Raw genomic sequence first — 14,064 nt, 5'->3', positions numbered from 1 at the left:
ATTGATTTGAACTTCTTAATAGAGTTCTATTGCAGAACTCTATTATAGATAGTGTTTAGATAATATTTTCCTCGATGATATTCGTAGCTCTTACAATATAAAATAAACTTTAATATAGCTTTGAATAATGTTTAAATTGTTTTTAGAATATAACTTTTTATCTTTAAATATTATAATTTAATTATTAAATTGTATTTTGAAACTCTACTTTAAAACTTAATTTACTACACTTATTTATGATTTCTTTTAACTCACTTATTTTACTCTCTTTTTCTTCACTTCTTTATACTTTCTTTTAACTCACTTATTTTATTCTCTTTTACTTCGCTTATTTAGCTTCATTTTCAGCTTTTCCAAAGACTGAGTACAGCCAATCACCACTCTTATCACATGCAATACCAAGTACGGCACCGCAAAGTAGAGTTATAACTAAGACCACCCAGTCTCCATTAGCCGCAAATGTTGAAAAACATCCCACAAAACTTCCTGGTATAAACGCTAGGTATTTGAATCTTCCGGCTATACACATTACAAATGTTAAAAATCCACTAAATACCATTAAAGATCCTTGAAAAGGAAATAAATCGCATAAAGTTATTATAGCCATACCACATAAAACTCCAAACATATTCTGTCTTATGGTAGTGAAAACCCCATCAATTCCATGTTTTCCTGAAGCAAAATAAGTCGTACAACCCGCAAATCCTATCCATGCTAGTAAACCAATAGGACCACTTATGTACGACCATACTCCACATAGAATACCAGTCGTTATACTTAAAGCCATCAATTGAGTCATTTCTACATCCTCCCTTATATTATTTTGAGTGTAGCAACTTACCAAATATTAGCTAAAAATCTTTTTTATTTTTTATGAAATTAATCTAATAATTACAATTTTCACAAATTTGATTAGTTAATTATAGCATATTCTTATATGTTTATCCAAGACTAGTTATCTTTAAATTTATGTTAAATATAACCTATATACTAAAAACGTTTTATACTTGTTCTCTACCTTATATCTTCCTTCATATAATTTATCTATTTTTTCAATTATACCTTTAAAAATAAGTTTTAATTTTATTTATTTAAAATATATATTACATTCTCTGGCTATTTATTCATCGAAAATTTCTATTAAAGATAGTAAAAACTTATTTTTTAATTACTCAAATAACTTTTTATACCTCTCTTTTAGTATTGCTATAAAAAAGCGAATTTTATTAACTCAAATATTATTACTTATTAACTTTTTGTAGTTCTACTTAAATAAGTTTTCACCGATGTAAGAAAGTTTAATACAAGTTTAAATATTAAGTATTTTTGACCATTTTACATTGTTTACATTTCATCTTTCTATTGATATAATTTAATTAAATATACATATAGTGTAAAACACTACAAAAAAATATTTCACATATCATACAGAAAAGGTCTCAAAAATAAAAAGGAAGTGATGATAGATATGTCGGATAACGTTTTCATTATTTAGTTAAATCTAAAGAATCTTTTAAGATTTAGATGATTTACTTGCGATCTAATCATAATTATTAAATTAAGTTTGGGAAAATTATCTCAAGCGAAAGGAGTATGTTATGAACGATAATGGAAAGAAACTTACCTTAATGTCGTTAATTTTAATGATTTTTACATCTGTATTTGGCTTTACAAACATAACTAGAGCCTATTTCCTTATGGGATACTCTGCGATTCCGTGGTATATCCTTTCAGCACTTACATTCTTTATACCTTACGCATTTATGATAGCTGAATTTGGGGCAGCTTTTAGAAAAGAAACAGGGGGTATCTACTCTTGGATGAACAAATCTGTCAATTCCAAGTACGCATTTGTAGTTACCTTTATGTGGTACACATCTTATCTGATCTGGATGGTTAACGTTTCAACTGGTATATGGGTTCCATTTACCAACTTAATATTCGGTAAAGATATGACATCTACATTTGCTTTCTTAGGTTTAACAGCACCGAAAGTATTGGCGATACTTGCAATTCTTTGGATGCTTGCAATAACTTTCTTAAGCAGTAAAGGTCTCGATAAAATTCAAAAAGTAACTTCAGTCGGCGGTACATTTGTTGCACTAATAAATGCCGTTTTAATTGTTGGTGCAATTTTAGTCCTAATATTTAATGGTTTTGAACTCGCCCAACCTATTACGGCCACAGCATTTACTACTTCACCAAATGCAGCCTATCAGACACCTTTATCCATCTTCTCGTTCTTGGTATTTGCTTTATTTGCATATGGTGGTCTAGAAGTTGTAGGTGGACTTGTCGATAAAACAGAAAATCCTGAAAAAACATTCCCAAAAGGTATCACACTAGCAGCAATAATAGTTGCAATTGGTTATTCAGTTGGTATCCTTTGTGTTGGATTCTTCAGTAATTGGAGCAGAGATTTATCTGGGGATACAATAAACATGGCAAACGTAGCTTACTTAACAGTTGGTAACTTAGGATATTACTTAGGTGATTCTTTAAATCTAAGCCAAGGTGTATGTCTACAATTAGCTGCATGGTTCTCAAGATTTGTTGGACTTTCAATGTTCTTAGCATTGACAGGAGCATTCTTCACATTGATTTATTCTCCAATAAAACAACTTATCGAAGGTACTCCAAAACAAATATGGCCTAAAAAATTAATCAAGCTCGATGATAACGGAATGCCAGTAAATGCAATGTGGGTTCAATGTTTTATAGTTGTAATAATAATTGCTATTACATCATTTGGCGGAGATACTTCATCAGCATTCTTAAACTACTTAATACTTATGTCAAATGTAGCTATGACAATACCTTATATATTCATAGCTCTTGCATTCATACCATTTAAGAAAAGAGAAGACATCGAGAGACCATTTGTTATATACAAATCTAAAGGTGCTGTATTAGTTGCAACTGCTGTAGTTGTAATAACTATAACTTTTGCCAATGTATTTACTATAATCCAACCAATACTAGAAAACAGAGACTATGTTTCTACTATATTCCAAATAGCTGGACCAATTGTATTTACAGTTATAGCATTGGTATTATTCGGTAGATATGAACGTAATTATTTGAGAAAACAATAGGAATTAATATATAAACACAAAAGTGCCAGTAAAACAGATTTGTTTTCTGGCACTTTTTATAGTTAGCTTATAAAAGACTCTTTTTATTTTTTATATTTTTAATGTTAACAAGAATTATAATAGCTACGAAAACTAATATTTAATCAATTAAACAATCCAATAAATCATCGCTTCCTGTACTGTGAATATAAGATCCAGCATCTAGTTCGTCAAGTCTTTGTTTTAATTCATTTTTTCTATACTTAATTCCGACTAAACCTTCTTCTAAAATGCCGACATTTTTAAGCGAAAAAAAATCCCCATATAACTTACAATCTTTAATTATTCCGTCTTCAATATTTAAATTAAATTCAATCTTTCCGCCTGCATATCTCTTCGATTTGAATATTGTGAACTTTGGCGATTTTCCATAGTTCCAATCCCATGTATTAAATTTACTATCGTATAAATGTTTTATAGATGATTTATCCTCTTCAGTTAAATGATATACTTTATAATCTTCATCTAATAGTTCATCTAACATAATCGATCTAAATTCATCCACAGTTAGCTGTGAATTAATACAATCGGATATATTTGCAACTCTAGAACTAATTGATTTAACACCTTTAGATTTAATCTTTTCTTCTGATACTCTAAGTCCAGAAGTCATGTTGTCAATATTGGCATCAAATAGTATAGATCCGTGATGTACCATGCTTTTAGACTTCATAAATTGCGCATTTCCACATATTTTCTTTCCATCAGCTAAAAGATCGTTTCTACCCGTAAGCTCTGCATTTACACCGATTTTTTTAAGAGCTTTAATAATTGGATCTACAAAACCTTTAAAATCTATTTTGTCTCTTTCATAATCTTTTACAATAAAAGAGAACTGCCATATTCCAGGATCTGTGTAGATAGCACCACCACCTGAATTTCTTCTTACAACTTGTATATTATTTTTTTCTATGTAATTGTGGTTTATTTCCTCCATAGTGTTTTGAAATCGTCCTATCATAATAGTTGGATCGGTTCTCCAAAACATGAACAAAGCAGGAAAGTCTATTTTTCCGCTTAATGCTAGGTGTTCCTCAAGAGCAAAGTTGTAGTAAGGATCTAATGAATCACAAGGAACATAAATCATATAGTACTCTCCTCTTTCTTCCTGATATTAAGCGCTTCAGCTGCATTATACGAGCTCCTAACTAGAGGGCTACTCGCAACAAATTTAAATCCTTTTTCCAAAGCTTCAGTTTTATATGTATCAAATTTCTCTGGAGTAATGTATTCGACCAAATCTATATGTTTTGATGATGGTTGTAAATACTGCCCAACTGTAAGTATATCGCAGCCAGTTTGAAGTATATCATCCATAAGTTCGTAAACTTCATCATCTTTTTCCCCCAGACCTACCATAAATCCAGTTTTGGTAAGCATATGTGGGTCTTTATTTTTAATGTACTCTAGAACAAACAAAGATCTTTTATAATCTGCCTCTGGACGGACTGTATCGTATAGCCTTTTAACGGTCTCAACATTGTGATTAAGTACATCTGGTTTTGCATCAACAATCATATTCAAACTGTTTCTATCACCTTTTAAATCCGGTATTAATACCTCTATAGTCGTATCTGGACATAGTTTCCTAACTTCTTCTATTACTTTAACAAATTGCTCTGCACCGCCGAACTCTAAATCATCCCTTGTAACACTAGTTACAACTACATGCTTTAAATTTAATTTTTCCACAGCCTCTGCTACGTGAATTGGCTCCATAGGATCTACTTCTTCAGGCAGATCGTGAACTACATTGCAAAACCTACAATTTCTAGTACACTGACTTCCCAAAATCATAAATGTAGCTGTGTTTTTATTATAGCATTCTCCCATATTTGGACAGTTTGCCTCTTTGCATACAGTATTTAACGATAATTGATTCATTAGACTACTCACATGGCGAATTGAATTGTGATTGTACTTTACTCTAAGCCACTCAGGTTTTCTTCTCTTAATATTTGCATTGCTCATTTGCATCCTCCTTATCCCTAAAAAGCTATGTATTACAAATCGCTTGTCAATGTTGATATACCTTTATCACTACAAAAACTGTGTATTATAAATTACTGTCAATGTCGATATACTTTTTGTATTTATATACATTGACGTTGATGTATTATAAATATATATAGCTTTATGTTATAATATATCAAATTCCCTAAGCTTTTTGTAAATTATGTCGGCAATTAAACTGTTGCCTTCTCCTGTTAAATGTATCCCATCTAGATAGTACTTGAGTTTGTCTTGAATTATATTATCACTATAAAACTCCGTATAAAAATCGATTAGCTTAACATCATAAGTATTAGAATATAAGTTCAACCACTCGTGATATTGTTTCAGCGTCTCTACTATATTAGTATTTTCCATGTACAACTTCCATTTTCCTTCAACTAACTCTTCATGTATTGGAGTCGGGCATCCTATTATAGGTAAAATACCCACAGACAATGATTGTTGCACTATTGCAGCTATATTATTTTTAGCTATATCTGTATTTTCACTGAGAAAAATATCGTTTGTACCCCCTATAAACAGCAGTACATCTGGTTTTTCAGCTAATACATCCCTTTCGAAACGAGCAAGCATACCTGATGTAGTATCTCCATTGATTCCTTTGTTTAGAATTGTAGCATTTAATTTCTCTTCTAATTTTCTACACCAAGATTCAGATCTTTTTACTCCATAACCATAGGTCAAACTATCACCTAAACACACTATTTTCATAATTTCACCACCAATATATTTTGTTTATTTATAGTACAATAACACATCTAGTCATATCAATACAGTATATTTGAATTTATTTTCGTCCAATTTTATACTCGAGAAAAAAGACCTAGAAAAAAAGTTTCTTTTCTCTAGGTCTTTACTATATAATTAAATATCTCTATGACTACTCGTCCTTCTTTAACGTATAAACATTTCTGTAGTAATTTTCATTTAGCCTAATATCTATCCCGTCGGAATTAACATCGTTATCCTCAAGATTCTTGCTTATGACTTCTTTCTTACTGTTAGGTTCAACAGCATTTAGAGTACCTACTACCCCTTCGATTATATTCTCTAGGAAATGGAATGGGAAACCTACTCCCATATCGCCTTCGCCCCATCCTCCTACAGCTCTAGTTCCTGAGCAGAATAACGATAAGTTTATTGTATTCTTTTCATAAGGAACTGCTGTCATCTCAGAGCAGTACGCCTGATTTCCTGAGATAGTAAAGTTATTGTGAATTCCATTGTTGTATGTGTGAGCTTGTACAATTCTCATTGCTTTGTACGGAGTTACAACCATAAGTACAACATCTGGATCATCTTTAAATTCAGATAGCGGACCAACTGCAAATCCTCTTACCTTGTGATTGCAGAAAACTATCTCATTCGCTACTTTTTTGCTTATCAGTAAGTTTTTGTATATTTTTAGATTTCTTCCGTATTCTCCCGACTTGAAATCATCTGATATCTCCATCAAACCTAAAGCTCTAGCTGCTCCAGGGCAATTTATATTCTTGATTGTAGCTTTCATCATTTGTCCTGAAGTTATCGCTTTTTTTACCATAAGGCAGTATGTCATTCTGCCTTTTACTTCATCACATTCAAAATTATTGTAATCATCTTCATTGACTAAGAATTTTACTCCTATAGGAGCTCTTTCTAAATCTAATAGCGATGATAATAATTTTGTTCTCTCTTCTATACTCATAACATCACCTATTTTAATTTTTTATAAACAAAATTCCCTGTAAGTTGAATCGCTTCCACAAGAATCAAGATAATAAACACTGAAAAATACAAAATGAAGTTGTTAAAACTTTGGTATCCATAATTCAGAGCCACTGATCCCAGTCCTCCAGCTCCTACTGCACCTGCTAATGTGGTTGCTGTAAGGAAGTTAATCGTACATAAAGTAATTCCCGAAAGAATTGCTGGCAGTGATTCCTTAATCATGTAATGCACTATTATTTGTAGATTACTTGCCCCAAATGATTTTGCAACTTCTATAAGCTGCTTGTCAACTTCAAGAAGACAGTTTTCAATAACCCTCGCTATAAAAGGAATTGCCGCTATTGTCAGTGGAAAAATTGCCGCTTTTTCTCCAATAGTAGTTCCAACTAGTATCTTTGTAATCGGAGATATAGCTACAATTAAAATTATTATTGGAAATGCCCTAATTATATTAATTATAAAATCTAGAATCTTGTACACTTTTGGTCTAGGTTTAAGTCCATTATTTGGCCCGTAAAGCACTAAAACTATTGATAACAGGAAACCAAAAATACATGCTAGCACCATAGATATCAAAGTCATTCTTATAGTAGCCCCAACCGATGGTAAAATTATCTTTTCTGTATAATCCATCCAAAGTTCCATTTTACTCAACTTTACCACTCCTAACACTCACAATATTTCTAAGTCTACCAATAGATTTATCTTACTTATTTAAAATAATAAGAAATCTACTTATTATATTGTACTAATGTTCCGTTGTACTCTTTTTCAAACCAAGTTCTAAATTCATCGGTAGAAATATATTTCTGAGCTTCTTTAACCCAATCTTTATCTTTGTCTTCTTCATTAACAGTCAAACCAACTGGGAAATCTTTAGAAGTCTTATCTTCCTCTATAAACTTATTTGGATCTAATCCCGCTTGTTGTATTCTTATAGCTGGTGAAATTACTGCATCTGCATCGTTGATACTTCTAGCTATTGTTGCTACATCAGTTTCATAGAATTTAATATTTTTAGGATTTTCTTTGATATCTAAAATTGTGTAAAACTCACCTTTTTTCTCTCCTAGTTTTAATAGCCCTAAATTTTCTAAGAATTTAAGAGAGTTTTCAGTATTTGTCGGGTCATTTGCTATACCTATTGTCATATTATCCGAAAATTCATTTATATTTTTATATTTCGAAGAATACATCGCAAATCTATAGTATGCTAAGTGTGGATCAACTACTGTAAGTTTAGAGTTGTTTTCTTTATTGAATGTGTCTATCCAAGGTTTATGGTTGTGAACAAATCCAGATAAATCCCCATCTTTTGCGGCTATCGCTGCAGCATTATTTGCATCAAATAAAACTGTCTCTGCATTGTATCCTTCTTTGTTTAGGTGCTCTTTTATTTTTACTACTATTGGCTCTGTTGTACTCATTGAACCTAATGTTATCTTCTCTTCTTCTTTTTTACCACAAGCTGTTGCAGTTACCATTACTGCTAAAGCAAGTACAAGTGTTAAAACTAAACTTAATCTTTTTTTCATATTATTTTGCTCCTATCTCTTTTGATAATTTATTTTGTGCTTCTATATTGCTTCATCAAATTGTATTCCTTTATCTTCAAGGTATTTCTTCAATATAGTCATATCTTCCAAAGCCAAGTTTATTATAAATGATCCATTGACTTCATCTCTGTACTTATCCATACCTCCCCATACAATTTTACATCTGATATTTGTATCTCTTGTTATATCCGAAATAATATACTTATCTTCTGGATTTTTGATTACTATCTTTATGTTCACTCCATCAGCTGGAAGAACTTCTTTGCTGTCTTTACCTAATAGCTCTCTAAGCTCTTTTGGTTCATTCATAAATATATCCGTTACCTTACCATCTGCAATAAGCTCACCATCCTTTAGAAGCGCCATTTTATTGCATACTTTTCTAACGACTTCCATTTGATGGGCTACGACAATAACAGTTAGTCCAAATTCTTCATTTATTTTACGAACCAAGTGCAGTATAGAATTTGCAGTGTTAGGATCAAGCGCTGATGTAGCTTCATCAAATAAAAGTATCTTAGGATCAAGAGTTAAAGCTCGGGCAATCGCTACCCTTTGTTTCTGACCTCCGCTCAATTCTCCTGGTCTGCTATCCTTTTTATCAAGCAAACCGACCAAGTCTAAAAGTTCATTAACTTTCTTTTGTCTATCCTCTTTGCTGTACTTACAGCACTTCATTGGAAGATCGACATTTTCATACACCGTTAATCTTTCTAACAGCGAAAATTGCTGAAATACCATTCCGATATTCTTTCTAAACTCCATCAATTCTTCATTATTTAATTTCTTCAAATCAACGCCATCGACTACAAGACTTCCACTATCGTAATCTACCAAACCATTTATACATCTAAGCAGAGTTGATTTACCAGCTCCACTCGCTCCAACAAGTCCATATATATCTCCCTTTTTTATGTTAAGGTTGATATTTTCAAGAATTACATCTTTATCATATGATTTTTTTAAGGCTGCAATTTTTATCATATTAAATCCTCCTTAAATGACTGCCATATAATAATATCACATCATAAAAGATACTAATTATAGTAATTTTCTATATATTTCCTTTGCTTTATAGCTTTAATCTATTCGTATATTGTTAATATTTTTTATAATATAAATATGTATTATCGATATTTTTCAAAGCAAGTGATATCAATACTTGTATTAATTTGTCGCTTTTTAAGAACATAGAACTTTTTTTATTCCACCAATAATAACTATATAAAAATATAAAAAAATATTTGTTAAATTTTTTTATATAGAAATTTTTTATTAATAAATAAATCTATTTTAAAATAAGCGTCCAGAAAATGATTTCCCAATCATCGAAAATCTTATCTACTTCTGATACTATCTAAAAATATAGTACAAAAAATAACGAAGCAACCGAAAGGCAATTTAAAGCGCTGAATTCTAAACCAATATATGGTATACTCTCATCAAAATAGTTATTTAAATAACGCTATAATCGAATTTGATCTTATTTATAATTCTAGGAGGCCTATATGGATGTTAAAAGGATATACACAGTTTATTTTAGTGCAACAGGTACAACCGAAAAGATAGTTTCTGCAATAGCTGAAAATGCAGCAAATTCTCTAGATATAAAATGTGAAACGATTGATTTTACACCAGCAAAAATGCGAATCAATAGAATAAACTTCGAAAGAGAAGATCTCGTTATATTTGGCACTCCTGTATACGCTGGAAGAGTTCCTAATGTACTTCTTAATTTTCTATCGACTATTGAAGGAAATGGAGCAATTGCTGTTCCAATTGCAGTATACGGAAATAGAGATTATGATGACGCCCTTATAGAACTTAGAGATATTTTGGTTAAAGATAATTTTAAAACTATAGGAGCTGCTGCTTTTATCGGAGAACATTCTTTTTCAAGAATACTTGCAAAAGGAAGACCTGACAGTAAAGATTATGAAATTGCAGTTGATTTCTCAAATAAGATTGTGAAAAAGATCAAGTCATTGAATTACTATGATTTAGATGATCCAATACCAGTGAAAGGTACAGATTATCCTTATAGAGGATACTACCTACCTAGAGATAGATATGGTTATTCTATAAATATTTTAAAGGTTAAACCGCATACAAACGATAATTGCAATGATTGCAAATTATGTGTTTCCGTCTGTCCGATGAATTCTATAAGTTTTGACGATATAAGAATGTTTACAGGTATTTGTATAAAATGCGGCGCTTGTATAAAAAAATGTCCGCAAAATGCTAGGTATTACAATGATGAAGGGTATTTATACCATAAGCAGGAGCTTGAGGATATGTATGAAAGAAGAGCTGAGCCTGAAATTTTTATTTAGATGTTTAAAATGTCTTTTGTTTATAACCTAGATTTATATTTTTTATGTCTTATGTTAATCAGCTACATTTATATTTATAATACCTTTAGTTAATCGCTACATTTATAATATATAGAATTTAAAACTAAAAAAACAAAATTTAAATTTTTGCATAATTAACTATAAGTAAATATCTTACTTTTTAGATTTCTTTAAACTAAAAAATAGGTCTTAAAAAATTTAAGACCTATTTTGTAATTTATTTAATATTTTTAGTTTTCGTCATCCACAACAAGTTTACTTAATGACTTGTCGAATACGAATAAAAGTGCAGCTGCTATAAATAGTATTATAGGTATAACAGTGTATACTTTAATCATATCGAAATTTAAAGTAAATTTATATATATATCCGTAACCTAATCCAGCTAAGAATGTAGCGAATGTCCAAACTCCCATAAGTACACCTAAGTATTTCTTAGGAGCGAACTTACTTACAAATGAGTTTCCAAGTGGTGAGAATAGCATTTCTCCACAACTTAGTAATATACCGAAGAATATTATCCAAACTATACTAGCTTTAGCTGTTGCTGCTGCTCCAATTCCTCTAGTGATCTCAGCACCAACAAGCATTAAGAATGCAAGTCCTAAGAATATTAATCCAAGACCAGTTTTCCTAAATAAACTCATATCGCCTTGAGGTCTTTTAGAAAGCTTTATCCATAATGCAGCAAGAACTGGACCTAGAACTATACAAACTAGTGCGTTTAATGAGTCAAACCATGCAAGAGGTACTTCAAATCCTCCAACAAACATGTTTACAAACTCAGCTCCATAATCATAAACTGCAAGGTAAGTTAAATACCAGAATAACCAGAATATTACTGAGAATATAGATACAAGTATGATTGCCCATATTCTTTTTTTCTCCATTCCTGTAAGAGGAGCATCAGAAGGAGCATCTTCAACTTTTTCAGCAACTATTCCCTCTTTAAATGGTCTCTTACCAGCATCTCCAAGGAATCTCCATCCAAGTATGAACCATAAACCACCTATAACACATAGAACTGCTGCTATGAAGAAACATTGAGAAAATCCAAGTACTCCAGCTTTAGCAAATGTCTTTAGGTATAATATACCAACTGCTGTAGTTCCGATGAAAGATCCTATATTAACAAATGAATACTGTATAGAGAATGCAGCATCTAGCTGATCTTGATCATCAAAAAGTTGACCATTTACTGCTGATACATTCCCTTTAAAGAATGCTGTACCAATTGAAACAAGAATTATCATTATATTAACCATTGAAACTGAACTAGCGATTGAACCTACATAATATCCAGCTCCCATGATAAACATACCTACAGGTACGGTGTATCTAGCACCTATCCATCTATCTGATATATATCCTCCAAATATTGGTGCAAGGTAAGTAAATGCAACAAGGTTGGCTTGCATTATCGCCGCTTGTCCCTTATCTATTCCAAGACCACCGTTAACTATTGCAGTAGTTAAGAAGATATAGATTAGGAATTTTGCAGAATAGTATGCTGCTCTTTCAAATGAAAATGTTGTTGCACAGAAATAAAATCCTATCGGGAACCTTTTCTTTACTGTTTGTGTGCTCATAAGTAAAATCCTTTCTTAAATAAATTTTTTTATATTGTTTGAACATTTAGCTATTTCTTCTTTAATATAAAGAAAAATTTAGCCAATTTGCAAATCAATCCGAGATGATCATTAAAATAATTGCATAATTCTTCTTCGAACTTAAACTTATAGTTAATTTATCCAATATAAATAAATTAATTTTAAGTTTTATTTATAGACTGTACAAATTGATTTGCTATAAATTTTTGCTGATTTTTCAATCAACATAAACTTCGTCATTAAAATAATATTTAACGTCACACACTTTAATCACAACTAATCTGAAAATTTCAAATTTATATGTCGCTAATTAGCAACGTTTTCCTATTTATTTTTATATTTATTCTTAATACTTTTAAAACGAAGTTTTAATTTCAATGGTTATAATTTGCTAGTTACATGCAAGTATCCCATTTTTCAGAAAGTTTAAGATATAGGTCATTTTACATTTTTAAAACGTTGTCATTACCTTAACTTTAACCATCCTTTGATTTTTTAAAACTGAGTTTCAGCGTGAAATAATAATTTCATCAGTTTACAGACAGCTTGATCTATTTTATTTAGACTGAAACTGCTAATTCCGCAAATCTAGATTTAAAAGCTTTTGCTTTTTAGTGATTTTTTTAAATATTCGCTTTTTTTTTATCAATTTTGCAAATGATCTAGTCATTGTCATTACTAGATCTATCGACTTTTTTAAATTAATTTTTATGTAGTAAATATTTATCTTAATCACCATAATAATTATTCCAACATTGTAAATGATACCACATTGCAAATTTTTATACAATATAAATATACAAAATGTAATAATTATTCGACAATAAAATTTTTATGTAATATTATATTATATTTCCACTATTATATACAACAAAAAAAGAGATGCAAAAAAATTACATCTCGTTCATTTACTAATTAAAATATATAAAAATAAGTAATCATAATTCAACTATCAAGTGTATTATCAAATGTATTATTTATTAATGTTTAGGCACTATTGAAAAGAAAATTGACAACATCTATATAATAATATCCCTGATTACTTATAACACATGTCTAACATTGTGACTAAACTATTAACCCAAATATGTAATTATAGTAGCAGGAATTAATAAAGTTACAAAGTAGCCAACTTTAAATTTAAAACAAATATCTATTTCGGAATATAAAACGTGATTTTTAGTATTCCAAATTATTTAATATTGAGAATCTTTAGAACTCATTTTATATATTCTTTTTAAAAAAGAACTGCCTCAATTTTTTTATTTTGAGACAGCTCCTTTTTTCCCTATTTCTTTAAACACTCGGCTTTTTAATTTTCCAGGCAACACATTTCATTTAATGTATCATATGTGAAATTAATTATCTCATCACATCCAATTTTACTTCTTTTTAAATCAGCACATATCTCTGTGTTGTATTTATCTCTAACCCTATTCATTAATTCTCGAGAGTAATTTCTTGCTTCATTTTGATCAAGTCTATCATTTCTACCTTTTAAATACCCTATAATAACAACCCCTGCGTTAACTGCCCCACATATACTACCTACAGTCATTCCAACTCCCATTCCACTGCCTATCGATACTGGTATGTCTGTTTCATGCTCTTCATTATATGACTTTATTAATGCTTCAGCACAAGTATATCCCTGTTTATGATATTCTGATGGTTTTGTCAT

12 protein-coding genes are annotated in these 14,064 nt (G+C 30.5%); 2 read left to right on the top strand and 10 right to left on the bottom strand.

Annotation, left to right across the window (positions count from 1 at the left end):
• Positions 1 to 328 precede the first annotated feature (328 nt).
• The gene (locus J2Z43_RS07605) at positions 329 to 799 is read right to left on the bottom strand and encodes a DUF1097 domain-containing protein (RefSeq protein ID WP_209456628.1); all 471 of its coding nucleotides are present in this window, start codon (positions 797 to 799) and stop codon (positions 329 to 331) included.
• Positions 800 to 1,598: 799 nt separating this feature from the next.
• On the opposite strand from J2Z43_RS07605, the gene yjeM reads away from it, so the two are divergent.
• Positions 1,599 to 3,095, top strand: coding sequence for a glutamate/gamma-aminobutyrate family transporter YjeM (gene yjeM / locus J2Z43_RS07600; RefSeq protein ID WP_209456627.1), 1,497 nt, complete (start codon positions 1,599 to 1,601; stop codon positions 3,093 to 3,095).
• 139 nt (positions 3,096 to 3,234) lie between these two features.
• On the opposite strand, the gene J2Z43_RS07595 is transcribed toward yjeM, so the two are convergent.
• The 7 genes from J2Z43_RS07595 to J2Z43_RS07565 all read right to left on the bottom strand — a co-directional run bounded on the left by J2Z43_RS07595 (position 3,235) and on the right by J2Z43_RS07565 (position 9,400).
• Positions 3,235 to 4,221, bottom strand: coding sequence for a lipoate--protein ligase (locus tag J2Z43_RS07595; RefSeq protein WP_209456626.1), 987 nt, complete (start codon positions 4,219 to 4,221; stop codon positions 3,235 to 3,237).
• Positions 4,218 to 5,105, bottom strand: a complete 888-nt coding sequence (gene lipA / locus J2Z43_RS07590; protein WP_209456625.1) for a lipoyl synthase — start codon at positions 5,103 to 5,105, stop codon at positions 4,218 to 4,220. The genes J2Z43_RS07595 and lipA overlap by 4 nt, the downstream gene beginning before the upstream one ends.
• Before the next feature lie 168 nt (positions 5,106 to 5,273).
• Positions 5,274 to 5,861, bottom strand: coding sequence for a GDSL-type esterase/lipase family protein (locus tag J2Z43_RS07585; RefSeq protein ID WP_209456624.1), 588 nt, complete (start codon positions 5,859 to 5,861; stop codon positions 5,274 to 5,276).
• A gap of 169 nt (positions 5,862 to 6,030) precedes the next feature.
• Positions 6,031 to 6,837: a DUF169 domain-containing protein gene (locus tag J2Z43_RS07580; RefSeq protein ID WP_209456623.1), complete on the bottom strand. Its 807-nt coding sequence runs from the start codon at positions 6,835 to 6,837 to the stop codon at positions 6,031 to 6,033.
• Between the two features lie 8 nt (positions 6,838 to 6,845).
• Positions 6,846 to 7,505 carry a methionine ABC transporter permease gene (locus tag J2Z43_RS07575; protein ID WP_027701243.1) on the bottom strand — a complete coding sequence of 220 codons (660 nt, stop codon included), beginning with the start codon at positions 7,503 to 7,505 and terminating at the stop codon, positions 6,846 to 6,848.
• Between the two features lie 86 nt (positions 7,506 to 7,591).
• The gene (locus J2Z43_RS07570) at positions 7,592 to 8,395 is read right to left on the bottom strand and encodes a MetQ/NlpA family ABC transporter substrate-binding protein (protein ID WP_209456622.1); all 804 of its coding nucleotides are present in this window, start codon (positions 8,393 to 8,395) and stop codon (positions 7,592 to 7,594) included.
• Positions 8,396 to 8,437: 42 nt separating this feature from the next.
• On the bottom strand, positions 8,438 to 9,400 hold the full coding sequence (locus J2Z43_RS07565) for a methionine ABC transporter ATP-binding protein (RefSeq protein WP_209456621.1): 963 nt from the start codon (positions 9,398 to 9,400) through the stop codon (positions 8,438 to 8,440).
• A gap of 524 nt (positions 9,401 to 9,924) precedes the next feature.
• Here J2Z43_RS07565 and J2Z43_RS07560 point away from each other — a divergent pair.
• A complete protein-coding gene (locus J2Z43_RS07560) occupies positions 9,925 to 10,752 on the top strand; it encodes an EFR1 family ferrodoxin (protein ID WP_209456620.1) in 828 nt (275 codons plus the stop codon).
• A gap of 251 nt (positions 10,753 to 11,003) precedes the next feature.
• Here J2Z43_RS07560 and J2Z43_RS07555 read toward each other — a convergent pair whose 3' ends face one another.
• Both J2Z43_RS07555 and J2Z43_RS07550 read right to left on the bottom strand, forming a co-directional pair.
• Positions 11,004 to 12,362 carry a peptide MFS transporter gene (locus J2Z43_RS07555; protein ID WP_209456619.1) on the bottom strand — a complete coding sequence of 453 codons (1,359 nt, stop codon included), beginning with the start codon at positions 12,360 to 12,362 and terminating at the stop codon, positions 11,004 to 11,006.
• 1,333 nt (positions 12,363 to 13,695) lie between these two features.
• The gene (locus J2Z43_RS07550; RefSeq protein WP_209456618.1) at positions 13,696 to 14,064 is read right to left on the bottom strand and encodes a C-GCAxxG-C-C family (seleno)protein; all 369 of its coding nucleotides are present in this window, start codon (positions 14,062 to 14,064) and stop codon (positions 13,696 to 13,698) included.

Source organism: Metaclostridioides mangenotii (assembly GCF_017873185.1).
Lineage (GTDB): Bacteria > Bacillota > Clostridia > Peptostreptococcales > Peptostreptococcaceae > Metaclostridioides > Metaclostridioides mangenotii.
Note: the sequence above shows the minus strand (reverse complement) of the source record. Positions and strands in the feature narration are given on the sequence as shown.